26 protein-coding genes are annotated in these 26,255 nt (G+C 62.5%); 7 read left to right on the plus strand and 19 right to left on the minus strand.

From position 1 onward, the window contains the following. Positions 1 to 6: 6 nt before the first annotated feature. From ACS3QZ_RS08025 to ACS3QZ_RS08035, 3 genes are all read right to left on the minus strand, one after another. Positions 7 to 1,041 carry a dipeptidase gene (locus ACS3QZ_RS08025; protein ID WP_456037368.1) on the minus strand — a complete coding sequence of 345 codons (1,035 nt, stop codon included), beginning with the start codon at positions 1,039 to 1,041 and terminating at the stop codon, positions 7 to 9. Positions 1,042 to 1,087: 46 nt separating this feature from the next. Continuing rightward, positions 1,088 to 1,852, minus strand: coding sequence for an SDR family NAD(P)-dependent oxidoreductase (locus ACS3QZ_RS08030; protein ID WP_456037369.1), 765 nt, complete (start codon positions 1,850 to 1,852; stop codon positions 1,088 to 1,090). 146 nt (positions 1,853 to 1,998) lie between these two features. Beyond that, positions 1,999 to 2,859, minus strand: a complete 861-nt coding sequence (locus ACS3QZ_RS08035; RefSeq protein WP_456037370.1) for a fumarylacetoacetate hydrolase family protein — start codon at positions 2,857 to 2,859, stop codon at positions 1,999 to 2,001. Positions 2,860 to 3,106: 247 nt separating this feature from the next. Here ACS3QZ_RS08035 and ACS3QZ_RS08040 point away from each other — a divergent pair, with 247 nt between their 5' ends. Then, complete coding sequence (locus tag ACS3QZ_RS08040) at positions 3,107 to 3,322, plus strand: hypothetical protein (protein ID WP_456037371.1); 216 nt, start codon at positions 3,107 to 3,109, stop codon at positions 3,320 to 3,322. Positions 3,323 to 3,348: 26 nt separating this feature from the next. On the opposite strand, the gene ACS3QZ_RS08045 is transcribed toward ACS3QZ_RS08040, so the two are convergent. Together ACS3QZ_RS08045 and ACS3QZ_RS08050 are read right to left on the minus strand one after the other, a co-directional pair. Then, complete coding sequence (locus ACS3QZ_RS08045) at positions 3,349 to 3,693, minus strand: BrnA antitoxin family protein (protein WP_456037372.1); 345 nt, start codon at positions 3,691 to 3,693, stop codon at positions 3,349 to 3,351. Positions 3,694 to 3,823: 130 nt separating this feature from the next. Beyond that, entirely contained in the window at positions 3,824 to 4,231 is a 408-nt protein-coding gene (locus tag ACS3QZ_RS08050) for an acyl-CoA thioesterase (protein WP_093090048.1), read from the minus strand. Between the two features lie 89 nt (positions 4,232 to 4,320). Between ACS3QZ_RS08050 and ACS3QZ_RS08055 the strand changes: the two genes are divergently transcribed. Next, positions 4,321 to 5,472 (plus strand): NAD(P)/FAD-dependent oxidoreductase, encoded by a 1,152-nt coding sequence (locus tag ACS3QZ_RS08055; RefSeq protein ID WP_456037373.1) that lies wholly within the window; start codon positions 4,321 to 4,323, stop codon positions 5,470 to 5,472. Positions 5,473 to 5,479: 7 nt separating this feature from the next. On the opposite strand, the gene trxC is transcribed toward ACS3QZ_RS08055, so the two are convergent. The 9 genes from trxC to ACS3QZ_RS08100 all read right to left on the minus strand — a co-directional run bounded on the left by trxC (position 5,480) and on the right by ACS3QZ_RS08100 (position 13,892). Next, positions 5,480 to 5,911: a thioredoxin TrxC gene (gene trxC / locus ACS3QZ_RS08060; RefSeq protein ID WP_456037374.1), complete on the minus strand. Its 432-nt coding sequence runs from the start codon at positions 5,909 to 5,911 to the stop codon at positions 5,480 to 5,482. Positions 5,912 to 5,956: 45 nt separating this feature from the next. Next, on the minus strand, positions 5,957 to 7,003 hold the full coding sequence (locus ACS3QZ_RS08065; protein WP_456037375.1) for an AbrB family transcriptional regulator: 1,047 nt from the start codon (positions 7,001 to 7,003) through the stop codon (positions 5,957 to 5,959). 90 nt (positions 7,004 to 7,093) lie between these two features. After that, positions 7,094 to 8,083, minus strand: a complete 990-nt coding sequence (locus tag ACS3QZ_RS08070) for an ABC transporter substrate-binding protein (RefSeq protein WP_456037376.1) — start codon at positions 8,081 to 8,083, stop codon at positions 7,094 to 7,096. 40 nt (positions 8,084 to 8,123) lie between these two features. After that, a complete protein-coding gene (locus ACS3QZ_RS08075) occupies positions 8,124 to 8,963 on the minus strand; it encodes an ABC transporter permease (RefSeq protein WP_456037377.1) in 840 nt (279 codons plus the stop codon). Further along, entirely contained in the window at positions 8,963 to 9,847 is an 885-nt protein-coding gene (locus ACS3QZ_RS08080; protein WP_456037378.1) for an ABC transporter permease, read from the minus strand. Before ACS3QZ_RS08080 ends, ACS3QZ_RS08075 begins: the two co-directional genes overlap by 1 nt. After that, on the minus strand, positions 9,847 to 10,632 hold the full coding sequence (locus tag ACS3QZ_RS08085) for an ABC transporter ATP-binding protein (protein WP_456037379.1): 786 nt from the start codon (positions 10,630 to 10,632) through the stop codon (positions 9,847 to 9,849). Before ACS3QZ_RS08085 ends, ACS3QZ_RS08080 begins: the two co-directional genes overlap by 1 nt. A gap of 76 nt (positions 10,633 to 10,708) precedes the next feature. Then, the gene (hydA, locus tag ACS3QZ_RS08090; protein ID WP_456037380.1) at positions 10,709 to 12,163 is read right to left on the minus strand and encodes a dihydropyrimidinase; all 1,455 of its coding nucleotides are present in this window, start codon (positions 12,161 to 12,163) and stop codon (positions 10,709 to 10,711) included. A gap of 21 nt (positions 12,164 to 12,184) precedes the next feature. Then, positions 12,185 to 12,628, minus strand: coding sequence for a hypothetical protein (locus tag ACS3QZ_RS08095; protein ID WP_456037381.1), 444 nt, complete (start codon positions 12,626 to 12,628; stop codon positions 12,185 to 12,187). Between the two features lie 13 nt (positions 12,629 to 12,641). Then, positions 12,642 to 13,892: a Zn-dependent hydrolase gene (locus tag ACS3QZ_RS08100; protein ID WP_456037382.1), complete on the minus strand. Its 1,251-nt coding sequence runs from the start codon at positions 13,890 to 13,892 to the stop codon at positions 12,642 to 12,644. Positions 13,893 to 14,027: 135 nt separating this feature from the next. Here ACS3QZ_RS08100 and ACS3QZ_RS08105 point away from each other — a divergent pair, with 135 nt between their 5' ends. Together ACS3QZ_RS08105 and ACS3QZ_RS08110 are read left to right on the plus strand one after the other, a co-directional pair. Beyond that, complete coding sequence (locus tag ACS3QZ_RS08105) at positions 14,028 to 14,663, plus strand: TetR/AcrR family transcriptional regulator (RefSeq protein WP_093090058.1); 636 nt, start codon at positions 14,028 to 14,030, stop codon at positions 14,661 to 14,663. Positions 14,664 to 14,678: 15 nt separating this feature from the next. After that, positions 14,679 to 15,296, plus strand: coding sequence for a TetR family transcriptional regulator C-terminal domain-containing protein (locus ACS3QZ_RS08110; RefSeq protein ID WP_456037383.1), 618 nt, complete (start codon positions 14,679 to 14,681; stop codon positions 15,294 to 15,296). Positions 15,297 to 15,420: 124 nt separating this feature from the next. Here ACS3QZ_RS08110 and preA read toward each other — a convergent pair whose 3' ends face one another. Next, on the minus strand, positions 15,421 to 16,725 hold the full coding sequence (gene preA, locus ACS3QZ_RS08115; RefSeq protein WP_456037384.1) for an NAD-dependent dihydropyrimidine dehydrogenase subunit PreA: 1,305 nt from the start codon (positions 16,723 to 16,725) through the stop codon (positions 15,421 to 15,423). Between the two features lie 14 nt (positions 16,726 to 16,739). After that, on the minus strand, positions 16,740 to 18,062 hold the full coding sequence (locus ACS3QZ_RS08120; protein ID WP_456037385.1) for an NAD(P)-dependent oxidoreductase: 1,323 nt from the start codon (positions 18,060 to 18,062) through the stop codon (positions 16,740 to 16,742). Between the two features lie 303 nt (positions 18,063 to 18,365). Here ACS3QZ_RS08120 and ACS3QZ_RS08125 point away from each other — a divergent pair, with 303 nt between their 5' ends. Further along, positions 18,366 to 18,572, plus strand: a complete 207-nt coding sequence (locus ACS3QZ_RS08125) for a cold-shock protein (protein WP_456037386.1) — start codon at positions 18,366 to 18,368, stop codon at positions 18,570 to 18,572. Positions 18,573 to 18,629: 57 nt separating this feature from the next. Here the strand turns inward: ACS3QZ_RS08125 and ACS3QZ_RS08130 are convergent, their stop codons facing one another. Beyond that, positions 18,630 to 19,235 (minus strand): SOS response-associated peptidase, encoded by a 606-nt coding sequence (locus ACS3QZ_RS08130; RefSeq protein ID WP_456037387.1) that lies wholly within the window; start codon positions 19,233 to 19,235, stop codon positions 18,630 to 18,632. A gap of 3 nt (positions 19,236 to 19,238) precedes the next feature. Continuing rightward, positions 19,239 to 19,862: an arylesterase gene (locus tag ACS3QZ_RS08135; protein ID WP_456039321.1), complete on the minus strand. Its 624-nt coding sequence runs from the start codon at positions 19,860 to 19,862 to the stop codon at positions 19,239 to 19,241. Positions 19,863 to 19,916: 54 nt separating this feature from the next. Between ACS3QZ_RS08135 and ACS3QZ_RS08140 the strand changes: the two genes are divergently transcribed. Both ACS3QZ_RS08140 and ACS3QZ_RS08145 read left to right on the plus strand, forming a co-directional pair. After that, positions 19,917 to 20,603: an ABC transporter ATP-binding protein gene (locus tag ACS3QZ_RS08140; protein WP_456037388.1), complete on the plus strand. Its 687-nt coding sequence runs from the start codon at positions 19,917 to 19,919 to the stop codon at positions 20,601 to 20,603. Beyond that, positions 20,600 to 23,125 (plus strand): ABC transporter permease, encoded by a 2,526-nt coding sequence (locus tag ACS3QZ_RS08145; RefSeq protein WP_456037389.1) that lies wholly within the window; start codon positions 20,600 to 20,602, stop codon positions 23,123 to 23,125. The genes ACS3QZ_RS08140 and ACS3QZ_RS08145 overlap by 4 nt, the downstream gene beginning before the upstream one ends. A 161-nt stretch (positions 23,126 to 23,286) precedes the next feature. Here the strand turns inward: ACS3QZ_RS08145 and gcvP are convergent, their stop codons facing one another. Next, entirely contained in the window at positions 23,287 to 26,136 is a 2,850-nt protein-coding gene (gene gcvP / locus ACS3QZ_RS08150; protein WP_456037390.1) for an aminomethyl-transferring glycine dehydrogenase, read from the minus strand. Positions 26,137 to 26,255: the final 119 nt, after the last annotated feature.

The raw sequence follows: 26,255 nt of genomic DNA on the forward strand, positions 1-26,255 counted from the left end.
ACGCCTCTAGCCCAGCGTGCGACCGATAAAGTTCAGCCAGTTCTGATGCGTGATCCCGGCAATCAGAGCCTCGCCATACCCATGCGCGCGCATCGCGTCGACCAGCACCGGCAAGTGCCCGGCAGAGGCCAGCTCCGCCGGCATCGGCGCCCCGTCGAAATCCGATCCCAGCCCGACATGGTCCTCACCTGCCAGCGCAATCATGTGATCGAGATGGCGCAAGGCCGCGTCCATGCATCCTTCAGCCTGCATCCGCCCATCCGCGCGCAGAAACATGGTGCCGAAATTCAACCCCGCCATGCCGCCGGTCTGCCCGATCATGCGCAACTGATCGTCCGTCAGGTTGCGCGCACCGGGGCTGACCGCGTGGGCATTGGAATGCGTCGCCACCAACGGCACCCCCGCCTCGCCGACATCAAGAAACCCCTTGAACGTCAGATGGCTAGTGTCCACGATCATGCCCAGTTCCGCGCACCGCCCTACCAGCCGCTTGCCAGTCTCACTCAGCCCCGGCCCCGTATCGGGGTCGGACGGATAGCGGAACGGCACGCCGTGCCCAAAGATGTTGGGCCGCGACCAGACCGGCCCCAAGGATCGCAACCCCGCCGCATAGAGCACATCCAGCGCCAACAGGTCGGCATCAATCGGTTCGGCCCCCTCAAGATGCATGATCGCCGCCATCTGCCCGGCGGCCATGGCCGCCTCGATCTCGCCCCGGCCCCGGCAAATCTTCAACGCCCCGGCGCGCTCCAGCACCACCAGCACCGCCGCCTGCTCGACGATCATCTTCAACGCCGCGCTTTGTTCCAGCGGACCGGGCAACAGCTCATCATAAGGCGGCTCGAACGCGGGCATCACGAATTCCCCCTCGGGCGGCGCAAACAGCGCAAAGAACCCGCCCTTCATCCCGCCCCGACGCGCCTTTTCAAGGTCGATATGCCCAGTCTCAGACCGCGCGAATCGCGCCGCCAGATCCTGCGCGCCCCCTTTCCACAGCCGCAGAACTGCATCGTTGTGCCCGTCAAAAACCGGAACCGTCATCCCTTGCCCTTTCCTGCCTACGTCCGCCGGGCCACCCGGCACCCCGTCAATCCGCTGTCCATCCTCCGTCGATCATCATCGACGTTCCCGTGACAAGCGCCGAAGCCTGCGATGCAAGATAGACCACCGCCCCCATGATATCCGCGACCTCGCCCACACGCCCCAGCTTGATCTTGTCTTCCACCCACCGGCGGCGTGCAGGATCTTCCAACGTCTGCGCCCCCAACGGCGTACGGATGAAGGTCGGACAGATCGTGTTGATCCGGATGCGCTGCGGCCCCCATTCGATCGCCATGGCCTTCACCATGCCTTCCAGCCCGTGCTTGCTGGCGCAATAAGCCGCGCGCTCCATGCCCCCGACATGTCCCATCTGGCTGCTGATGTGGATGATCGACCCCGGCGTACCTTCACGCATCATCGCCTTCGCCGCCTGGGCCGACAGGAAATAAGCCGCGCGCAGGTTGAGCCCCATCACCGCGTCAAAATCCGCCGGCGCGGTCTCGATCGCGGGGGAATGCCGCGCCGTGCCTGCCGAATTGACCACCACGTCAAAGGCCCGCCCCTCAAAGACCTGCGCCAAGGCGCCAAGGTCGCAGATGTCCAACACCAGCGCCTCTGCCGACTGCCCCCGCGCCTGGATCGCGGCCACGGTTTCGTCCAGTTTCTTCGCCCCACGCGCCACGCAGACCACATGCGCCCCCGCAGCGGCCAGCGCCGCCGCACACCCCTGCCCGATCCCCGACGAGGCACCGGTCACAAACGCGCTCTGGCCCGCAAGGGAAAACGAAGGCGTCTCTGGCAATTCGGTCATGAACTCTTCCTGTCCCGCAACAAATCCGCCCCATGTTGCGCCGCTTGCAAACCCGGCGCAACCGCTGAGCAAACCGCCCCATCCTTCATTTTGCCAGAAATACTCCGGGGGTCCGGGGGCCGCGCCCCCGGCCTCGTGGCAGGCGTTCAGCGCTCGTCACCAAGCGCGACCACCCGCTGCGACTGCTCCCCAAGCCCCTCGACCCCAAGGCGCAGCACATCCCCGGGCTTGAGCCAGACCTGAGGGGTCTGTCCCATGCCCACACCCGGCGGTGTCCCCGTGCAGATCAGGTCGCCCGGCTCCAGCCGGATGAACTCGCTCAGGTAGCTGACAATGGTCGCGCAATCGAAAATCATCCTGTCGGTGTTCCCGGTCTGCATCCGCGCCCCGTTCACCTCCAGCCACATGTCCAGCGCCCCGCCATCGCCCAGTTCATCCCCACTGACCAGAACCGGACCCGTGGGACAGAAATTCGGAAAACTCTTTCCCTTGGCCCATTGCCCGCCCCGCTCCTGCTGCCAGGCGCGTTCGGACACGTCATTGACCACGGTAAAGCCCAGGATGTGATCAAGTGCTGCGTCTTTCGGGATATTCAGCGCCTGTTTTCCGATCACGATGCCCAGTTCGACCTCCCAGTCGAGCTTGCTCATTTTCGAGCTGTAAAGAATGTCGTCATTCGGCCCGCAATAGGTGCCCGAGGACTTGTTGAACAGGATCGGCTCCTGCGGCACAGGAAGCCCCGCTTCCGCCGCGTGATCCGAATAGTTCAGCCCGATGCAATAGATATTCATCGGCTGCGCCACCGGCGGCGCAATGCGCTTGCCCGCCACATCCGCCACCGGCAAGCTCTCAGGGTCCGTTGCCTTCAGCGTCGCGATCACTTCGGGTGTCAGGCTGCGCGGCCCGAAATCCCCGACGATCGACGACGCATCGCGCGCGCGCCCCTCCCCATCCAACAGACAGGGCGTCTTGGCCCCATCACGATCCCCAAAGCGCATCAGTTTCATCTGCGTGTCCCCTCGACATGATCCCAGCCCTCGCTCGATCCTCAGAGCGTCCGGTTTTGGCGCAAACCACCATCCCGGCGCACAACGAACACATGGGCTTCACCGCATATGACCACGCCCGCGCAGCAGGTGAAAGGCCCAACAAACGACCGGCGCAGGGGGCGCTTCGTGCGAATGCCGCATCCGCGCCACATTTCCGCCCCAATGGGCTGGTCTGCTGCACCCTGTTCAATGGGAGAAAACCAGCATGGCCCTGATCCTGATTTTTGTCGGAAGCTTCATCGGCATCATTGTCGCAACGATCCAGATGCTGTTTCAGGACGCAACCCTCTGGCAGGGCTTGGTGACCTACATGACCTTCTCCCTTGGATTCCCGCTGTTGACCGGTCTACTGACCTGGGGGCTGTCCGGCCTGCGCACGCCATCTCATGATGCCGAGGAATATGGCTGGCATAAGGCCTGATTACCGGGTCTGACCAAGCGGCCTGATTATCCGATCCTGTCGTCGTCAAACCGTGCCCGGATCAATTCATCAATCCGCAATTCATCGGCGATCTTCATCTGCGCCCATGTGGCGAGCAATCGGTTGATCCGCTCCTGATATCCCTTGCCCATCGCCCGGTAAAACCGCGCCACCGACTTATCGAGATAGAGCGTAACCTTTTCCTTAGGCTCCTGAACATCCACATCCTGTTCCAGCGTGTGCCACGCATCGGGAATGTCCTCGCGCAGCGACGCCGACAACCAGATTTCCGAATTGAGATACACAAGGTTGCGGGTCAGCGTGTCCCGGGCGATGCGTTGCGTCTTGGTCAGGCGGCGGGTCTCGGGCATGGCAGATCTCCTTTGGCGAAACCCTGCCACGGTGCGCTTAACACGCCCCTAGCCCACCGAACGGCGGCACCGACGCAATACCGACGTGATACCGACGCGTTACTGCCCCCCCGAGTTTTCGGCCCTCGACCTAGTCATTCGGCCACGGCGCATCCTCGGCAGGAACCTCGCGCGGACGCCCATCCTCGTCGATCGCCACGTAGGTAAAGACCGCCTCGGTCACCATTTCCGACGTGCCCTTGCGCGGCTTGTTGGCCCAAGCTTCGATCCGAATTCCCATCGAGGTGCGCCCGACGCGCTCAACCCATGCCCACACGCATAGCACATCCCCCACTTTCACCGGTCGAATGAACTTCATCGCATCCACGGCAATTGTCGCAACCCGCCCGCGCGCGCGCTGCGCCGCGACGATGCCGCTGGCAATGTCCATCTGGCTCAAAACCCAGCCGCCGAAGATATCGCCGTTGATGTTCACGTCCGCGGGCATCGCCACTACGCGCAACGTCGCTTCGCTCTGGGGTTGGATTTCTTCTGCCATGTCCAGTTCCTTTTTCCTGCCACACCACCCTAACCCTCTGGCACGACCGGCGAAAGCTGGTAGAAGCACGGGGGGCAATGAGGCACGCAATGCAGAAATTCGACATCATCGTCATCGGCGCCGGCCCCGCGGGCAGCGCAGCGGCAACATGGGCGGCCCGGCAGGGGCGTACGGTCGCGCTTGTCGACAAGGCCCGGTTTCCCCGCAACAAGCTCTGCGGCGGCCTTTTCACCGAACGCAGCCGTGCCTACTACCACGAGATTTTCGGACAGGATTTCGATCTCTCGCGCGCCGTCACCCGCCGCGACATCGCCTTTTGGCATGACGGCACCGAACTGGCGGTCCTGCACGACATCCCGCCGCTGCATCTCACCATGCGACTGGATCTCGACAACACGCTTTTCACTCACGCCCTCGCGGCGGGGGCCGCGGATTTTTCCGGCCGCGCAATTGCAGAACTCTCTGACAATAAGTTGACATTTCGCGACGGCACGCAGATTTCAGGCGCCGTCTTGATCGGTGCCGACGGGGTCAATTCCATCGTCGCCCGCCACCTGTTCGGCGCGCCCTTCAACAAGGACACCATCGGCTTCGGGCTTGAAATCGAAGTCCCGCCCGATGCGCAAAACCCCGCCGAACAGCCCCTGCGCATCGACTTTGCCGCCGCCACATGGGGCTATGGCTGGTCCTTCCCGAAACAAGACTCAACCACCGTGGGCGTCGGCGGGCTGCACGCCCCGAACCCGGACATGAAGGCGCATTTCTCGGGCTATCTCGAAACCCTTGGCCTTGATCCGAAACAGGCCCGGTTCAAGGGCCACTACCTCCCGTTCGGAGATTTCCGGGAACATCCGGGCCGCGACCATATCCTTTTGGCGGGAGACGCCGCAGGGCTTGTCGATCCGATCACCGGCGAAGGCATCGCCTTTGCCATGAAAAGCGGCCAACTGGCGGCGCAGGCCGCCTGCGATGCGCTCTCTGCGGGAACGCCACAATCGGCGCTCACACATTACAAAACAGCGCTCAAAGACATGCAGCGCAACCTGCGCATCGCCCGCCGCCTGCGCCGCATCATCTTCGCGCCCCGCTGGCAAAAGGCCTTTGTCAGCACCTTCCGACGCTCTGGCACCGTGCGCATGCAATACATGGCGCTGCTTGCAGGCGAGGTCGAATACCCCGAACTCGCCCGCAGCGTCGTTGCGCGCCTGCCGCGCTACGTGCTCAACGCTTTACGTCGGTAGCCGGCGCTCAGGTGTTCGCCTTCACCCAGTTCACGATCGCCTGTGAAGGCATCGCGCCCGACTGGCGCGCCCGCTCTTTACCATTTGCAAAGGCCGCCATGGTAGGAATGCCTCTGATCCGGTATTTCGCACCCGCGTTCGGATGTTCCTCGGTGTTAAGCTTGACCAGACGCACCTGCCCGGCCAATTCGCCCGCCGCCGCCTGATACTGCGGCGCCATCTGGCGACACGGCCCGCACCACGGGGCCCAGAAATCCACGACGATCGGCAGATCGTCGTTGCGCGCCGCCTTTTCCAACGTGGCAAGGTCAACCTCGGCCACCTTGCCGCCCACAAGCTGCGCGCCACAGGTGCCGCATTTCGGGCCCGCCGACAGTTTTTCAAACGGCACACGGTTCAACTGGCCACATTCCAGACAGGTGAGTTTCTTGCCACTCATGTCCACGCTCCAAATTACATTCCAATTTCAATATATATAGGAGCCTCACGCCGATTGTGAAGACCGTCCCAACATTACAGGCAAGAGGATCGGCAGGAACAGCAATCGTCCCAGATGGCAGGCCGCCACGAACCCGGCATCCGCCCCAAGGATCGCCCCCATCGCGATCATTGTCTCCAACCCGCCGGGTGCAAACGCCACCACCACATGGCTTGTGGGCATCGCCAGATACCATGCCACCGGCACCGAAACGGCCAGCGCCATTCCCATGGTCACAACCGTCGTGCTCAACCCGGCAAAAGCGGTTTTTGCCAGCATTCTCAGCGTGATCCCGCTGAACCGTGTCCCGATCAGCGTGCCAATCGCGCCAAACCCGATGAGCGCCAACACCGGATGCACCGCCCCCGGCGTCCACTCCACCAGATGCGCCAGTGCCGATACCGCCATGCCTCCGATCAGGTAATGCGCTGGTACACGAAACCGTTTCAGAATCGGCCCCAGTCCTGCCCCCGCCAGCATCAGGAGCCCAAGCGCGCCCCACCCCATCACATCCTCCGGCACAGGAACGCTCCGGTTCAGATCCGCCCCGGCCAGCGCCAGCGCAAACGGCACGGCCAGCGTCATTGCCATCACCCGGATCGTCTGGATCACCGTGATCCGCATCACGTCTGCATCAATCTCGGCACTCATCGCAATCACGAAGCTCAGATGCCCGGGCGATGACGCCAACAGCGCCGCGCGCCGCTCAAACCCGAACCCCCGCATCAAAAGCTGCTGACACACCACCATGATCGCCACCAGCATCCCGCCAAGGGCAAGCATGGCCAGCGGCCAGCGCGCCATGGCCTCGCGCGCTTCGGCGTTCATCCCGGCGCCGATCCCGACCCCGACCAGCAGGAAAACCAGATCCCGCACCGGCAGAGCCAACTGCAGTCGAACCCCGCTCAACGCGACCAGCCCCACCATCACCGCCGGTCCGGTGATCTGGTAAAGCGGCAAACCCAGCCAGCGCGCCAGCACAGCCCCCATCGCCCCGATTACAAGGGTTACGGCGGTCTGTACAAAAGGCGAGGACTCGATCCAGTGTATCATGGTTCCGCGCTATCACACTTCGCGTTGATCCAAAAGAAACGGGCCGAAGGATAAATCCCACGGCCCGCTCAAACCTTGAACAAAAGCGCCTTAGTTCAGCGCCTTGTCCGTGATCGCATGGGTCCATGCGCCTTCGGGTTTCTTGGTGATGACCGGGTCCGAGCCGCCCGACATCAGGCTGTCCACGGTCCGCTCATAGTCGGCCGGGTCCAGCGCGCCATTCGAACCGGCGGTCAGCTTGGCGATCTCGCCCATCATGCGCTTCTGGTGCTTCTCGGTCTGCGCACCCGATGCATCGTTGTCCAGAACGATCATGGCCGCTTCATCCGGGTTCTCCTCGGCGAATTTCCAGCCCTTCATCGACGCGCGCACGAACCGCACCATCTTGTCGACGAATGCAGGGTCGTTGAGGTTGTCTTCAAGAACGTACATGCCGTCTTCCAGCGTCGCCACGCCCTGATCCTCATACTTGAACACCACGAGGTCATCCGGGCTCAGGCCCGCGTCGATGATCTGCCAGTATTCGTTATAGGTCATGGTCGACACACAGGCCGCCTGCCCTTGCAGGATCGGGTCCACGTTGAAACCCTGCTTGAGCACGGTCACACCGCCATCCGAACCGTCGGTGGCAAGGCCCAGCTTGCTCATCCAGCTCAGGAACGGATATTCGTTGCCATAGAACCAGACGCCCAGCGTCTTGCCTGCAAAATCGGCTGGCGACGACACGCCCGCATCCTTGCGGCAGGTCAGCATCATGCCCGACGACTTGAACGGCTGCGCGATGTTCACCAGTGCCAATCCCTTTTCACGGCTGGCCAGCGCCGACGGCATCCAGTCCAGAACCACGTCGGCACCACCGCCCGCAATCACCTGGGCCGGCGCGATATCCGGGCCACCCGGCTTGATCGTGACGTTGAGGTCTTCTTCTGAGTAGAACCCCTTATCGAGCGCCACGTAATAGCCCGCGAACTGTGCCTGCGTGACCCATTTGAGCTGCAGCGTCACGTCGTCCGCCGCTTGCGCCATGCTGGCGGCAAGCCCCAGCGCTGCGGCGCTGATGGTTTTCATCAGTGTCTTCATTGTTTTTCTCTCCTTGTTGAACGTTTCATTTTTGTTTTTCTTACCCCCTTTGCGAGGGATGCCAGAACGTCACCGCCTTTTCCAAAAGCGCCACGCCCCCATAAAATGCCGACCCGACAATCGCCGCAACGACAATCTCCGCCCAGACCATATCAAGCGCCAACCGTCCGACCTCGGTCGAAATGCGGAACCCCATGCCCTTGATCGGCGAACCAAAGAACTCGGCCACGATAGCACCAATAAGCGCCAGCGTTGTCGAAATTTTGAGCCCGTTGAAAATGAACGGCATCGCCGCCGGCAGGCGCAGCTTCAACAGCGTCTGCCAATAGCTCGACGCATAGGTCCGCATCAGATCGCGCTGCATTGCATCCGTGGCCTGAAGCCCCTGCACAGTGTTCACCAGCATCGGGAAAAACACCATGACAACCACCACCGCGGCCTTGGACTGCCAGTCAAAACCGAACCACATCACGAGGATCGGTGCCATGCCGATGATCGGCAGAGCGGCAACAAAGTTGCCCACCGGCAACAGCCCCCGTTGCAGGAACGGAAAGCGGTCGATCACGATCGCGGTCAGGAACGCCCCGCCGCAACCGATGATATAGCCCGACATCGCACCCTTGATCACGGTCTGCACGAAGTCCTCCCAAAGGGTCGGCAGCGACGTGCCAAAGCGCGCGATGATCGCCGAAGGCGGTGGCAACAGAACCGGGTTGATCTCGAACCCGCCCACCACGCATTCCCAGATCAGGATCAGCGTGACACCAAAAATGATCGGAACCGCCAGCGACGTTGCGCGTGTACGCGGCTGATTGGCCAACCAGACATTCAACGCCCAGCCGCCGACCCAGATACCGATCCCTGCAATCAACCAGCCCATCACGCCATCCCCATCCGCTTGAGTACCGCTTTCTGGATCATCCCGATGATCCCGACGAGACATGCCGCCAAGGCCGCCGCCGTGATCAGCGCGCTCCAGATCTGGATCGTCTGCCCGTAATAGCTCCCCGCCAGAAGACGCGCGCCCAATCCGGCCACCGCGCCCGTGGGCAATTCACCCACGATCGCCCCGACCAGAGAGGCCGCCATCGCTACTTTGAGCGAGGTAAAGAGGAACGGCATCGAACTTGGCAGGCGCAGTTTCCAGAACTCCTGCCCCCCGCTCGCGTTCCACGTCTTCATCTGGTCAAGCTGCATCCGCCCGGGGCTGCGCAGCCCCTTCACCATGCCCACGACCACCGGGAAGAACGACAGGTACATCGAGATCACCGCCTTGGGCAAAAGCCCCGAAATACCAATCGCATTCAGCACCACGATGATCATCGGCGCAATCGCAAGGATCGGGATGGTCTGGCTGGCGATCACCCACGGCATGACGCTCATGTCCATTGTCCGGTTATAGACAATCCCCACCGCCAGCGCGATGCCCAGCGCCGTGCCCATCACGAACCCCAAAAGCGTCGAACTCAGCGTGATCCAGCTGTGATAAATCAGCGAGCGCTTGGAAAATGCCCGCCCTTTGGCCACCATTTCACCGGTGGTCTTCCAGATTTCGCGCCCCACCTGATGCGGCGCGGGCAGCTTGGGTTTTTCTTGGCTGAGCGTGTCGGCAATCAACTCCGAGGTGGTCAACTCGACCCCGGCCCGCTTGGCCTTGTCATGTGCCCATGCCGAATTGAGCGCCACCGCCCCCGCATACCACAGCACAAAAATCGCGATCACCACCGTGATCACCGGACCGATCCGATACCAGAGCGCCCCCATCAGACATCATCCCCATGTCCGGCGCGCAACCCATCCCGCACCCGGTGCGCGATCTCGATGAATTCCGGGGAATCCCGAATATCCAAAGGCCGCTCTTTGGGCAGCGTGCTTTCGATCACATCCGTGATCCGCCCGGGACGCGGGCTCATGACCACGATCTTGGTCGACAGATACACCGCCTCTGGGATCGAATGGGTCACAAAGCCGATGGTCTTGTTGGTGCGCGCCCAAAGGTCGAGCAGCTGCTCGTTGAGGTGATCCCGCACGATCTCATCCAGCGCCCCGAAAGGTTCGTCCATCAACAGGATATCGGCATGGAACGCCAGTGCCCGCGCGATACTGGCCCGCTGCTGCATCCCCCCCGACAACTGCCATGGGAATTTCTTCTCGAACCCTTCCAGGTGAACCAGGTCAAGCACTTCCTTTACCGACCGCTCCTGCTCGGCCTTGCTCACGCCCATGATCTCCAAGGGCAGACGGATGTTGCCACCAATCGTGCGCCACGGGTAAAGCCCGGCATGCTGGAACACGTACCCATAGGCCCGCGCCTTGCGCGCCTCGGCGGGACTGACCCCGTTCACGGTGATCTCCCCCGCAGTGGGTTGCTCCAGATCCGCCATCACCCGCAGGAACGTGGTCTTGCCACAGCCCGACGGCCCGATAAAGCTGACGAAATCGCCCTTGTTGATCTCAAGATTCACATCCTTGAGCGCGTGAACCGGCCCGTCATTCGTTTCAAATGTCAGGCTCAGGTTCTTTGCCGAGATTACCGTGGTGTCGCTCATTTAAGTCTCGTTTCTTCTCGCCGCCGCACAGGGGCGGATGTTTGGCCGGACACGCGTCTGTACCCGGCCTTCTGCGTCAAACACCGGTCGCCGGAATGCCGGTCCGCTCAACAGGACGCGGCGCAGTCAGCTCTTTCCACGTCGAAAGCGCCTTGTTCACGGTCGTGTTGGCTTCGCGCGCCACGAACTTGCCGTGGCCTTCCTGCGTCTGGATCGCCCCGTCATTCACGGCCACCTGGCCCCGGGTCAGCGTATAGCGCGGCAGCCCCTTGACCTTGTGCCCCTCAAAGACGTTGTAGTCGATCGCCGATTGCTGGCTGTCCGCGGTAATGGTTTTTTCCTTCTCAGGGTCCCAGACCACAAGGTCCGCATCCGCCCCCACCAGAACCGCGCCCTTCTTGGGATAACAGTTCAGGATCTTGGCGATATTGGTCGAGGTCACGGCCACGAACTCGTTCGGCGTCAGCCGCCCCGTGGCCACCCCTTGCGTCCAGAGCATCGGCATCCGGTCCTCAAGCCCGCCGGTCCCGTTCGGGATCTGCGAGAAATTGCCCACACCATAGCGTTTTTGCTCGGTGGTAAAGGCGCAGTGATCCGTTGCCACCACAGAAAGCGAGCCCGACTGCAACCCGGCCCACAGGCTGTCCTGGTGCTTCTTGTTGCGGAAAGGCGGCGACATCACGCGCCGCGCCGCATGGTCCCAATCGGGGTGGAAGTATTCGCTCTCATCCAGCGTCAGGTGCTGGATCAACGGCTCGCCCCAAACCCGCTTGCCCTGCATCCGCGCCCGGCGGATCGCCTCATGCGCCTCTTCACAGGACGTATGCACCACGTAAAGCGGCACGCCCGCCATGTCGGCAATCATGATCGCCCGATTGGTCGCTTCGCCCTCAACTTGGCTGGGCCGCGAATAGGCATGCGCCTCCGGCCCGGTATTGCCCTCGGCCAAGAGCTTGGCGGTCATCTCCGCCACCACGTCGCCATTCTCGGCATGCACCATCGCGATGCCGCCCAGTTCCGACAGGCGGTTGAACGAGGCAAAAAGCTCGTCATCATTCACCATCAACGCGCCCTTGTAGGCAAGGAAATGCTTGAATGTGTTTATGCCGCGGTCCTCGATCACGGTCTTCATGTCGTTGAACACCTGCTCGCCCCACCATGTCACCGCCATGTGGAAGGAGTAATCACAGTTTGCGCGGGTCGACTTGTTGTCCCAGCGCTTGATCGCATCCAAAAGGCTCTCGCCCTGGTTCGGCAGGCAGAAATCCACCACCATCGTAGTGCCTCCGGCAAGACCCGCGCGGGTGCCGCTCTCAAAATCATCGGATGAATAGGTGCCCATGAACGGCATCTCCAGATGCACATGCGGATCGATCCCGCCCGGCATCACGTAACACCCGGTCGCATCGAGCTCCTTGTCCCCCTTGAGGTCCGGCCCGATCTCGGTGATCACCCCTCCCTCGACCCGCACATCCGCCTTGTAGGTCAGATCCGCCGTCACAATGGTTCCGTTCCTGATAACCGTCGACATGTCTTAACTCCCTGTTGTTCTTTAAATCGACCCGAACACACCAATCGCGTCGCCATGCACCCCGATATCCACGGGGCCGAATTTGCTTTCCGTCACCAGCGAAAACGTCTCGGCAGAGGGCACCCAGACCACCCGGTAATCGCCATTGCTGCGCGTCACCGCCCAACACGCCATCGACACCCCGCCGGAAAACTTAACGTCCACTTCCTCGGGCTCGATCATAACGGCACGAAAATCCGCCAGGGTCACACGATGCCACTCGGGCGACATTGGCGTTCCCCAGCCCACAACGCGCGTGCCGCACTCGGGATCGTAATCCCTCAACTCCGCCGCAATGAGCGCCTTTATGTGGCTCGCCTGGCTGATATCCGCGATCCTTCCTTCATTTTGCCCAAAGTACTCCGGGGGGGCCGACTTTGTTGCGCCATTGGTCCGAGCGACAATGGCGGCGGGGCTGGCCCCCAATCAGCCCATCATTTCACTCGACGATCTCGGCCGTCTCCAGAACCGCATGCATCAGCACATCCGCACCGGCTGCCGCCCATTCGCGGGAAATCTCTTCCGCCTCATTGTGGCTCAACCCGTCGACACACGGGCACATCACCATCGCTGTCGGCGCCACCTGGTTGATCCAGCAGGCATCATGCCCCGCGCCCGAGATGATATCCATATGCGAATAGCCCAGACGCTCAGCCGCCGAGCGCACCGCCGTCACACAGCCCTCATCGAACTTGACCGGATCAAACCCGCCCACCTTCTCAAAGGAAATCGTGAGGCCCATCTCGTCGGCGATCTTCTGCCCCTCGACACGCAGCCGCGCTTCCATGTCCTCGATCACCGAAAGCTCGGGCGAGCGGAAATCCACCGTGAACACCACCTTGCCGGGGATCACGTTGCGCGAGTTCGGATAGACATCGATATGACCCGCCGCGCCCACCGCATGCGGCGCATGACTCCACGCGATCTCGTCCACCTTCTCCAGCACGCGTGCCATGCCAAGACCCGCGTTCTTGCGCATCGGCATCGGCGTCGATCCGGTATGGCTGTCCTTGCCCTCGATCGTCACCTGCGTCCAGCTCAGCCCCTGACCATGGGTGACAACCCCAATATCCTTTTCCTCGGCTTCCAGAATGGGGCCCTGCTCGATATGCAGCTCGAACATGGCGTGCATCTTTCGCGCGCCCACCGGCTCATCCCCGCGCCAACCAATCCGCTTCAGTTCATCACCAAACTTCTTGCCTTCCGCATCCTCTCGGTCATACGCCCACTCTTCCGTGTGCACCCCGGCAAACACACCCGAAGCCAGCATCGCCGGCGCAAACCGTGTGCCTTCCTCATTGGTCCAGTTGGTGACAACAATCGGATGCTTGGTCCTGATGCCCAGATCCTTCATCGTGCGCAGTATCTCGAGACCGCCCAGCACCCCCAGCACCCCGTCATACTTGCCGCCCGTCGGCTGCGTATCAAGATGTGAGCCGACATAGACTGGCAAAGCCTCCGGATCGGTGCCCGGGTACTCGGCAAACATGTTGCCCATCGTATCGAGCCCCATGGTACAGCCCACCGCCTCGCACCAGCTCTGGAACAGCGCGCGTCCCTCGCCATCTTCATCCGTCACGGTCTGGCGATTGTTGCCGCCCGCAACACCGGGGCCGATCTTGGCCATCTCCATCAGGCTGTCCCACAGCCGATCCGCGTTTACCTTCAGGTTCTCTCCCGGTGCCGCCATGTCTGTCTCCCTGGCTGTCTCGCGTCGGGCCGGTTTTTTCTGGCCTCTTGCGTTCGCGTGGTTCCTGACCGTATGGTCAAATTCAGAGCACCACACCCTGACCAAACGGTCAAGAAAATTCTCAAGGGATATTTCATGGCCCCGACCCGACGCAGCAGCAGCAAAAAAGAACGTCGCCAGGAAAGCGAAAAGCTCATTTTGTCAGCAGCGGAAAAAGTCTTTGCCGAAGCGGGGTTTGGCGGGGCCACGATGCAGCTCATCGCCGATGTGGCGGGCCTGCCCAAGGCCAATCTGCACTACTATTTTCCCACCAAGGAATCGCTTTATCGACAGGTGGTGCAGAATATTTTCCAGATCTGGTTGCAGGCCGCAGACATCTTTGACGCCGCCGATGGCCCCGCCGAGGGAATCGGTGCCTATATTGACGCCAAGATGGAGATCTCCCGCCGCCACCCCGAAGGCTCCAAGGTCTGGGCCTCCGAGGTGATGCACGGCGCACCCGTCATTCAGGATTATCTCGAAACCACGCTCATGGAATGGACGGCCGGCCGCGCTGATGTCATCCGGCGCTGGATCGACGAAGGCCGCATGGACCCGGTCGACCCCGATCACCTGCTCTACATGCTCTGGGCCACGACCCAGCATTACGCCGATTTCGGCCACCAGATTGAAACGCTCAACGGCGGCGCCCCCCTGTCGGATGACCAGTGGGAGGCCGCAAAGGCCAGCGTGAAACAGATCATCCTGCGCGGCATCGGCGCGCTGGACTGACCCGAAAGGACCGACATGGCCAACACGCCCGCCAAGAAACCCAGCCGCATCCAGCAACGCAACCGCAAGCGCATCCTCGACGCTGCGCTCGAGGTGTTTTCGCGCCATGGCTATCGCGGGGCCACGCTGGACCAGATCGCCGACGAGGCCGGGCTCTCCAAACCCAATATTCTCTACTATTTCGATGGCAAAGAGGACATCCATGTCTCCCTGCTCAACCAATTGATGGAAACATGGCTCGATCCGCTGGACGCCATGAACCCGAACGGGGACCCGCTCAGCGAACTTCTGGCCTATGTTCATCGCAAATTGGAAATGAGTCGCGATTTTCCCCGCGAAAGCCGCCTCTTTGCCAATGAAATCCTGCAAGGCGCGCCGCGCATGGGGCCGCATCTAAAATCCGGCCTGAAACCGCTTTTTGACAAGAAAACCGCGCTGATCCAGCGCTGGATAGACGCTGGCAAACTCGCGCCTGTCGATCCGCGTCACCTGATCTTCTCCATCTGGGCCACAACCCAGCACTACGCCGATTTCGACGCGCAGGTCCGCGTTCTGATGAACGGCGAAAAGACTATCCTCGATGGCGCCGACACCCATCTGGAAACCCTGTTCCGCAAACTTCTCGCCCCCTGATCTTTCTTTTTCCCCAAATACCCCGGGGAGTCCCGGCTTGCCGGGACGGGGCAGCGCCCCCAAAAAGAAAACGCCCGCCGCGGGGAGGACCGCGGCGGGCGTCTTGTTGTCGGCAAGGCTTGGCTTATTCAGCCGCCTGCACCGACGGGTTGTTCGGATGCGTGGTCCAGTTGCCATAGTCGGGCGAAACCGGCTGGCCGGTCCGCTCATCCATGTCGCCAGGCTCCAGCGTTCTCATGGTGATACAGCCTTCAACAGGGCAGACATTCACACACAGGTTGCAGGCCACGCATTCGTCATCCTTGACCGTGAACACGCGGTCCTCCGACATCTCGATCGCCTGGTGGCTGGTATCTTCGCAGGCCGCATAGCAGCGCCCACATTTGATGCAATCTTCCTCGTTGATCACTGCCTTGGTGATGTGATTGAGGTTGAGATACTGCCAGTCGGTCACGTTCGGCGTCGCCATGCCGACAAAATCGGCCGTGCTTTCATAACCCTTCTCATCCATCCACTGGCTAAGGCCCGAAATCATCTCCTGCACGATCTTGAACCCATAGGTCATCGCCGCCGTGCAAACTTGCACGTTGCCAGCCCCCAGCGCCATGAACTCCGCCGCATCGCGCCATGTGGTGATCCCACCAATGCCACTGATCGGAAGGTTCGCGGTTTCCGGGTTGCGCGCGATCTCGGCGACCATGTTCATCGCGATCGGCTTCACCGCCGGGCCGCAATAGCCGCCATGGGTGCCCTTGCCGTCAATCATCGGCTCCGGGCTCATCACGTCCAAGTTCACACTCGTAATCGAGTTGATCGTGTTGATTAGGCTCACCGCATCCGCGCCACCATTAAGCGCCGCAGTCGCCGGGTAGAGAATATTGGTGATGTTCGGCGTCAGCTTGACGATCACCGGCAGGCCGGTCGCCTCTTTCGCCCAACGCGTCACCATCTCGATATATTCCGGCACCTGCCCCACGGCAGAGCCCATGCCACGCTCGGCCATGCCATGCGGACAGCCAAAGTTGAGCTCGAACCCGTCACAGCCGGTCTCCGCGATCATCGGCAGGATGTCTTTCCACGCCTTTTCCTCGCAGGGCACCATGACTGACGCAATCAGCGCATGGTCCGGATAGTCGCGCTTCACACGGGTCATCTCTTCGAGATTGACCTCCAAAGGACGGTCGGTGATCAGCTCGATATTGTTGAGCCCCAGCAACCGCCGGTCCGCGCCGTGAATGGCGCCATAACGCGGCCCGTTCACATTGACGACGGGCGGGCCCGCCTCGCCAAGGGTTTTCCACACAACCCCGCCCCAGCCCGCTTCAAAGGCGCGGCGCACGTTGTATTCCTTGTCCGTCGGCGGCGCAGAGGCCAGCCAGAACGGGTTGGGGGATTTGATCCCGATGAATTCGCTTGTCAGATCAGCCATTGTCACTGTCCTCCTTACGCCATCAACATGGCGTGAATGTCTTCCGCCGCATCACGGCCTTCGGCCACGGCGGTCACGGTCAGGTCATCGCCCCCGGTGGCGCAATCGCCCCCGGCCCAGATGCCCGCCACACTCGTGCGACCAGCTTCGTCGACCTTGATCTTGCCCCGCTCCAGCGCAGGCAGGCCCTCGCCTTCCAGCGTCTGGCCGATCGCCTTGAAAACCTGATCCGCCGCCAACCGGATCGTGTCTCCGGTCGGGTTCAGATCGTCATCGGTATAGGCAAATTCGATCTCGCGCACCGCGCCATTGCCGATCACCGCCTTGGGCGAAGCGTTGGTGATGATGCGTACGCCCTTGCTCGCGGCCAGATCCTGTTCGAATTCGGATGCATTCATCCGGTCGCGTCCCCGCCGATACACCAGCGACACATTGAGCGCGCCCAGAAGCTTGGCCTGCACCGCGGCATCCACCGCCGTCATGCCGCCGCCGATCACGACCACGTCACGGCCAATCGGCAAACTCGCAAGATCGCTCGCCTGACGTAATTCGGCGATGAAATCAACGGCGGCTTCAACGCCGCCCTTGTCCTCGCCATCCACGCCCAGCGCGTTCACACCACCCAGACCAATGCCAAGGAACACCGCGTCGTGCGCGGCCTTCAACCCATCAAGCGACAGCCCCGCGCCCAGCGCCTTGCCGGTCTCGATGGTGATCCCACCGATCTTGAGCAGCCAATCCACTTCGCGAGCCGCAAAGCCGTCCACCGATTTATAGGCCGCAATGCCGAACTCGTTGAGCCCGCCCGCCTTGGGGCGTGCATCATAAACGGTCACGTCATGGCCATGCATCGCCAGCCGATGTGCCGCCGCAAGACCTGCAGGCCCCGCACCAACCACGGCCACCTTCTTGCCCGTGGCGGTCGCACGCTTGAACGGATGCACACCCGCATCCACCAGCGTGTCGGTGGCATAGCGCTGCAACCGCCCGATCTCGACCGGCTTGCCTTCCGCCGTCTCTCGTACGCAGACCTCTTCACAAAGGGTCTCCGTTGGACAGACCCGCGCGCACATGCCGCCAAGGATGTTCTGATCAAAGATCGTCCTGGCTGCCGCTTCCGGCGTGCCCGTGGCAATCTGACGAATGAACAACGGGATATCGATATCCGTCGGACAGGCCGTCATGCACGGCGCGTCATGGCAGAAATAACAACGATCCGCCGCAACAAGCGCCTCGTGATCGTCAAAGCGAGGATGCAAATCCCCGAAGTTCTCGGAAAGCTCCGCGGCGCTCAGACGCCCCGCCGTGATCCCTTCGCTGAACGGTGTTTTGGACATAAGACCTCCCCATACACCTTGTTTGGCTACACCCTCACGCTCTCACAGGTTCATTTTTTTATCAACTGGTAAAAAAATAAAAATGAACGTCACGAGCCGAACCGCCCAAAAATTCATCGGAATTTCCCCGCCGAAAGTGACAGTTTCACAGAAGTTTTGCTTGTAAATGGGCGCCATCGGTATCAGATGGGGGGTGCAAGTTACTACATTCGACCACCTGCTCCTTTTCCGGCTCAGTCATTCGATGCGTGACAAAGCCGAGCTGCCGCATGTTGCGGGCAGTACAAAACAGGAGATACGGATATGGCCACTGGCACCGTAAAATGGTTCAACACCACCAAAGGTTATGGCTTCATTGCCCCCGATGACGGCGGCAAGGACATCTTTGTTCACATTTCTGCAGTCGAGCGTTCGGGCCTGACCGGCCTCGCCGACAACCAGAAAGTCAGCTACGAGCTGCAGTCGGGCCGCGACGGCCGCGAAAGCGCCGTGGATCTGACCGCGCTGTGATCGCATTTCGGGCGCTGGTCCCTTGACCGCGCCCATTCGAACACGGTCAGGGGCCGTCTACGGCCCCGACCAATCGACGTCCCCCGCCTCTTCGATCTTCAACCGCCCGTCGGGCCAAGGCACCAAAAGCGGCGCGACGTCCTCTTCCCCACCCGACAACCAAAGCGACACGTCCTCGCGACGCAACAACACGCCCATCCGGTGATGGATCGGCGCGACATCTGCATTGGGCTCGCAGGTCACGGTCGCCACCTGCGGAACTCTCAGCCCGCCGGGTGCCGTCCATTCATCCGTAATGGCCGCAAAGATCAAAGGCTCCGCACCAGAGATGCGCCACGCCGTCTTGCGCCGCTTTTCACCGGTCCATTCATACCAGCCATCCACGATCACCACCGCCCGTCCCACACCTTCAAAGGCGCTCTTGTCAAACACGGTCTCACTGCGCGCATTGATGATGGCCTCCATCACGGGCCGCCCCCGCGCATTCAGCCGCCCCACCGGGATGATCCCCCAGCGCATCCGCTGAAACCTTTCCCCCGTGAAACAGACGATTTCCTGTCCCGGCTGGATATTGCGGCGTGGTGGCTCCTCGACGGGCGCGTCTGCCCGCATCCACGCGGCGATCTCCGCCATTGGCGTGGTCAGGAAAAGCCGCCCCGGCATCGCCTATTCCACGCCTTCAACAAGCTGCAGGACATGCGGCCCCAGTGCCTCGACAATCCGTTCCACCCCGGCGGCATTGGGATGCAGCCCATCGCCCTGCATCACGCTGCCCATTTCCTCGGTCGGCACGTCCCGCAGCCCTTCAAAGAAGTCCGGTGCCAACGCCACGCCGTATTCCTCGGACAAAGCCCCGTACATGCCGTCAAACGCCTCCTTGTACGCGGCCCCGTAGTTCAAAGGCGCACGCATGCCGACCATCAAAACCTCGACGCCCTGCGCCCGCGCCGCCTCAATGATCCCGGCAAGGTTGCCCCGACTTACCCCCGGATCAATGCCGCGCAGCACGTCATTGCCGCCAAGGGCCACGATCATTGCATCCACGTCCGGCGACAGGGTCCAGCCGACCCGCGCCAACCCGCCTTGCGTCGTATCCCCGGACACGCCCGCATTGATCAGCCGCACGTCGGCACCCTTCGCTCTCAGCCAGCCTTCCAACACCGGCACAAAGCCTTTTTCGGGTGCCAAACCATACCCGTGGGTCAAACTATCGCCCAGCGCGGCAACCACCACTTCCTCCGCCCAGACCGGCCCGCCCATGAAAAGACCAACGGCCAACGCCTTGCCCATCAATTTCACGTGCCCATATAGTTCCGAAACCTTTGACAACAGGCAGTCCCCCGCATGAATCCCGTTCTTACCCTCAAAGATGCGACTTTGGCGCTCGATAGCAATGCCGGACGTATCGAAATCTTGCACGGACTGTCGCTTGACGTTCACAAAGGCGAGACACTTGCGCTAGTCGGGCCTTCCGGCTCGGGCAAATCCTCGCTCCTGATGCTGATGGGCGGTCTGGAACGCGCCACCGGGGGCAGCATCACCGCGCTGGGACAGGATCTCTCTTCCATGTCCGAAGACGCGCTCGCCCGGTTCCGCCGCGACCACATGGGGGTGGTGTTCCAGAACTTCCACCTGATTCCCACCATGACCGCGCTGGAAAACGTCGCAACCCCCCTGGAACTCGCCGGGCACCGCGACGCGCTTGAAAAAGCGCAACAGGCGCTGGCCTCGGTTGGTCTCGATCATCGCGCCGACCATTACCCCAGCCAGCTTTCGGGCGGCGAACAACAGCGCGTCGCGCTGGCCCGCGCCTCGGCGCCCGCCCCGGACATCCTTCTGGCCGACGAACCCACCGGCAATCTCGACCAGTCCACGGGCGAGGTCATCATGGACCTGCTCTTTGACATGCACGCCCGACAAGGCACAACGCTGGTGCTTGTCACCCATTCCAACCGCCTTGCCAGCCGCTGTTCCCGCGTCATTCGCCTGCGCGACGGGCGTATCGAGACCCAAACGGACGCGGCGGCATGAGCCTTGCCCACGCCGCCCGCCTCGCCCGCCGCGAAATCCGCGGCGGCCTGCGTGGCTTTGCCGTCTTTCTCGCCTGCCTCGCCCTTGGCGTCGCCACCATCGCCGCCATCGGCTCGGTGCGCGCCGCGATCGAGGCTGGGCTGGCCTCCGAAGGCGCAGCCCTTCTTGGGGGCGATGCGGAAATGAGCTTCACCTACCGCATGGCCAATGACGACGAACGTGCCTGGATGCGGGACAATGCCCTGACAGCCTCCGAAATCGTCGATTTCCGCTCCATGGCCGTGGTCCCGCGCGGCGACGACGCCGAGCGCGCCCTCACGCAAGTCAAGGCCATCGACACCGCCTACCCCCTTGTCGGCAAGGTCCAACTCGACCCGCCCATGCCGCTACGCGAGGCCATGGCCGGACAAGACACCCTGCCCGGCGCCGTCATGCAGGGGCTGCTCGTCGACCGGCTGGGGCTCGAGATCGGCGACACGTTCAAACTTGGCCAACAGGAATTTGTCCTCATGGCCCGCCTGATGCGCGAACCGGACAGCTCCGGCGGCTTTGGCCTCGCCCCACGCACCATCGTCACCACCAAGGCGCTGGAAACCTCCGGCCTGCTTGCGCCGGGGACGCTCTTCACCTCGCATTACCGCTTGTCCTTGCCGGAAAACCCCGACCTCGCCGCGCTGGAGGAAGACGCCCGCGCCCGTTTCGAAACCACCGGCCTGCGCTGGCGCGACAGCCGCAATGGCGCGCCGGGGCTGGCCCGTTTCGTCGACCGCTTCGGCGCCTTCCTGATCCTCGTCGGCCTTGCAGGTCTGGCCGTCGGCGGCGTCGGCGTTTCCACCGCGATCCGCGCATGGCTCGCCCGCAAGACCGAGATCATCGCCATCCTGCGCAGCCTCGGCGCCACCCGTCAGACCATCTTCCTCACCTATTTCCTGCAAATCGGCATGGTCGCCACCATCGGCATCGCCCTTGGCCTGCTGATCGGCGCGCTGGCCCCGATCCTGCTCGCGCCCCTGATCCTCGCCGTGCTGCCCTTCCCGGCGGTCTTCACCCTCTATCCATTGCCGCTGTTCGAAGCCGCCCTCTACGGCGCGCTCACCGCGGCCATCTTCACCCTCTGGCCCTTGGCCCGCATCGAAGACGTGCGCCCCACCGCCCTCTTCCGCGATGCGCTCGATGCACGCGCCAATCTGCCCGCCCCGCGCTATCTCCTCGCCGTGGCCCTGCTGCTGGCCCTGCTTGTCGCACTGGCCGCATGGCTTTCCGGCTCGACCACGCTCACCCTCTGGTTCGCCGCAGGCGTGGTGGCCGCCATGGGCTTTCTCTCCCTCGCCGCGCTCGCCCTGCGCGCGCTGGTCCGTGTGCTTTCAAAACGCACCCGCCCCACCCCCGCGCTCTCATGGGCGCTCAACGCCATCGCCCGCTCGCGCGAAGCCACCACGCCGGTCGTGTTGTCCCTCGGTTTGGGCCTCTCGGTGCTGGCCACGGTGGGACAGGTCGACGGCAACCTGCGCAATGCCATCGCCCGCGACCTTCCCGACGTCGCGCCCAGCTTCTTCTTCGTCGACATCCAGAAAGACCAGATGCCCGACTTCTCCGCGCGGCTCGATGCCAATGCAAGCGTCTCCAAGGTCGAAAGCGCCCCGATGCTGCGCGGCATCATTACCCGCATCAACGGCAAATCGGCGCGCGAGGTGGCGGGCGATCACTGGGTCATCCGGGGCGACCGTGGCGTGACCTATTCCGCCGCCCTGCCCGAAAACACCAAGCTCACCGCCGGCACATGGTGGCCCGCCGACTACACCGGCGATCCCCAGATCAGCTTCGCCGCCGAAGAAGCACTCGAAATGGGTGTGCAGCTTGGCGACACGATGACGGTCAACATCCTTGGCCGTGACATCACCGCCACCGTCACCAGCTTCCGCGAAGTGGATTTCTCCACCGCCGGCATGGGCTTCGTCATTGCGATGAATCCTACCGCGCTGGCGGGCGCGCCGCACAGCTTCATCGCCACCGTCTATGCCGATGCCGCCGCCGAAGCCCCGCTCCTGCGCGAACTGGCCAACGCCTTCCCCAACATCACCGCCATCCACGTGCGCGAAGCCGTGGGCCGGGTCTCCGACCTCGTCGCCCAGCTTGCCAACGCCACCACCTACGGCGCCGCCGCCATCCTGCTCACCGGCCTCCTTGTGATCATCGGCGCCGCCGCCGCCGGACAACAGGGGCGGCTCTACGAAGCTGCCATCCTGAAAACCATCGGCGCCCTGCGCCGCCAGATCCTCACAAGCTTCGCCCTGCGCGCCGCCCTTCTGGGCACAGCCGCCGGGCTGGTCGCGCTGGCAGTCGGCCTGACCGGCGCCTGGGCGGTCATGACCTTCGTGATGGAAAGCGATTTCGAGGTGATCTGGTCCAATGCCATCACCGTGGTGCTGGCCGGATTGCTCGCCAACCTCGTTGCGGGCATGCTCTTTGCCCTGCCCTCGCTCGGCATCCGCCCCGCCCGCATCCTGCGCGCCCGCGACTGAGCGTTCCGGTTGGGGGCGCTGCCCCCGCCGCAGCAAGCTGCAACTCCCCCGAGGTATTTCCGACCATTGAGAAGCAGAACTGGCTGCCCTTTCTCAATGGTTCCAAATACCCCGGGGGTGAATTGAGCCTTCAGGCTCAAGAGGGGGCTGGCCCCCTCCCTTTACTCTGCCGCGTCCGCGTAATCCTCCATCGGCGGACAAATGCAGACGAGGTTCCGGTCGCCCCAGGCATTGTCCACCCGGTTCACAGGTGGCCAGTACTTGTCCACCCGGAAGGCCCCCGGCGGGAAACAGCCCTGTTCGCGGCTATAGGGCCGGTCCCACTCGCGTACGAGGTCTTCCATCGTATGCGGCGCCATCTTGAGCGGGTTGTTCTCCGCATCAATCCGGCCCTCCTCGATATCACGAATCTCTTCGCGGATCGCCAGCATCGCCTCACAGAACCGGTCCAGCTCCGCCTTGGTCTCGCTTTCCGTCGGCTCGATCATCAGCGTCCCGGCCACCGGCCAGCTCATGGTCGGCGCATGGAAGCCCGCGTCCATCAGGCGCTTGGCGATGTCATCCACCGTCACTCCAGCGCTTTCGGCAAAGGGGCGCGTGTCGATGATGCACTCATGCGCCACGCGACCCGTCGGCCCCCGGTAAAGCACGTCAAACGCCCCTTCCAGACGCTTGGCGATGTAGTTGGCATTCAGGATCGCCACCCGCGTCGCCTGCGTCAGGCCCGCACCGCCCATCATCAGGCAATAGGCCCAACTGATGGTTAGAATCGACGCCGACCCGTAGGGCGCGGCCGAGACCGGCCCTTCGGCGCCGCCCGTTTCCGGATGTCCGGGAAGATGCGGCGTCAGATGCGCCTTCACGCCAATCGGCCCCATGCCGGGTCCACCCCCGCCATGGGGAATGGCAAAGGTCTTGTGCAGGTTGAGGTGGCTGACATCCCCGCCCAGATCACCGGGGCGCGACAGCCCCACCATGGCGTTCATGTTGGCCCCGTCGATATAGACCTGCCCGCCATGTTCATGCGTGATCGCACAGACATCCATCACGGTTTCCTCGAACACGCCATGGGTGGACGGATAGGTGATCATGCACCCGGCGAGGTTCTCTGAGTGCTTCTCGGCCTTCTCGCGGAAATCGTCGAGGTCGATATCGCCATTCGCCGCCGACTTCACAGGCACAACCTTCCAACCCACCATCATCGCCGACGCGGGATTGGTGCCATGCGCGCTCATCGGGATGAGGCAGATATTGCGATGCGCCTCGCCGCGTGCCTTGTGATAGGCGGCGATGGTCAGAAGGCCCGCATACTCCCCTTGTGCGCCCGAGTTGGGCTGCATCGAGATCGCGTCATATCCTGTGATCTGGCACAGCTTGTCACTCAGGTCCTCGATCATCGCGGCATAGCCTTGCGCCTGCTCGACCGGCACGAACGGATGCACGAAGGCGTATTCCGGCCAGGTCAGCGGCATCATTTCCGCCGCCGAATTGAGCTTCATCGTGCACGACCCCAACGGGATCATCGCCCGGTCCAGCGCAAGGTCACGGTCCGCAAGACGCCGCATATAGCGCATCATCTCGGTTTCCGCCCGGTTCATGTGGAAGATCGGGTGGGTCAGGAACTCGCTGGTGCGGTGCATCTTTTTGGGCACGCGGTATTCCGGCGCGAAATCATCGTCCTTGCGCACAATGCCAAAGGCCCGCCAGACCCCCTCGATGGTGGCGGGGCGCGTGGTTTCATCCATCGAAATCCCAACCCGTTTCTCGCCGACGGGGCGCAGGTTGATGCCCTCGTCCCGCGCCGATTTCAGAACGGCGGCCTGCAACGGCCCCACATCAACGGTGATCGTGTCGAAAAACGCCTGCGGATCGACCTTGAAACCGGCCTCCTCCAGCCCGCGCGCCAGCCGCACCGTCTTGCGGTGAATACGCTGGGCAATTGCCTTCAGGCCCTTCGGCCCGTGGAAAACCGCGTACATCGACGCCATCACCGCCAGCAATGCCTGAGCCGTGCAGACGTTCGAATTGGCTTTCTCGCGGCGGATATGCTGTTCACGGGTCTGCAGCGACAGGCGATAGGCACGGTTGCCATGGCTGTCGATCGACACTCCGATGATCCGCCCCGGCATGGCGCGCTTGTAAGCGTCTTTCGAAGCCATGTAGGCCGCGTGCGGCCCGCCATAACCCACCGGCACACCAAAGCGTTGGGTCGAGCCAATCGCGATATCCGCTCCCATTGCACCCGGCTCTTTCAACAGGGTCAGCGCCATCGGATCGGCACAGACGATGCCGATCCCCTTGTGTTCGTGCAACGTCGCAATGTGGTCGGTGAAATCGCGCACATGGCCATAGGTGCCCGGATACTGGAACAGGGCGCCAAACACCTGCTCGGCGTCCATCTTGTCGGGGTTGCCAACGATCACCTCGATCCCCAGCGGTTCGGCGCGGGTTTTTACCACTTCGATGTTCTGCGGGTGGCAATCACGGTCGACAAAGAATGCCTTCGCCTTGGACTTGCTGACACGCTGCGCCATGGTCATCGCCTCGGCACAGGCAGTGGATTCGTCCAGAAGCGACGCGTTGGCAATCTCCAGCCCCGTCAGGTCCGAAATCATCGTCTGGAAGTTCAACAACGCCTCAAGCCGGCCCTGCGAAATCTCGGGCTGATAGGGGGTATATGCCGTGTACCAAGCCGGGTTCTCGAGGATGTTGCGCTGGATCGCGGGCGGCGTCACCGTGCCGTGATAGCCCTGCCCGATCAACGAGGTGAAGACCTTGTTCTTGGCGGCGTTCTCCCGCATGTGATGCAGCAGCTCGCGCTCCGACATCGGGCGACCAAAGTCCAGCGGCTCTTTCTGGCGAATGCTCTTGGGCACCGTGTCATCAATCAAAGCATCCAGATTGGACGCCCCAACCACGTCAAGCATCTCGGCCATCTCTTCCGGAGACGGGCCGATATGACGGCGATTGGCAAAATCATAAGGCAGATAGTCTGTCGGTTCGAAGGGCATGGCATCCTCCCGGAAACAAAAAGGTCATGGCGCGCCCGCAACACAGGGGCCGCCCGTCAGGCGCAGGCGGCAGGACCGCCTGCGATGCCCCGGCCCGGTTCATCCGGCCGGGGCGCATC

Source organism: Shimia sp. W99, from assembly GCF_053851455.3.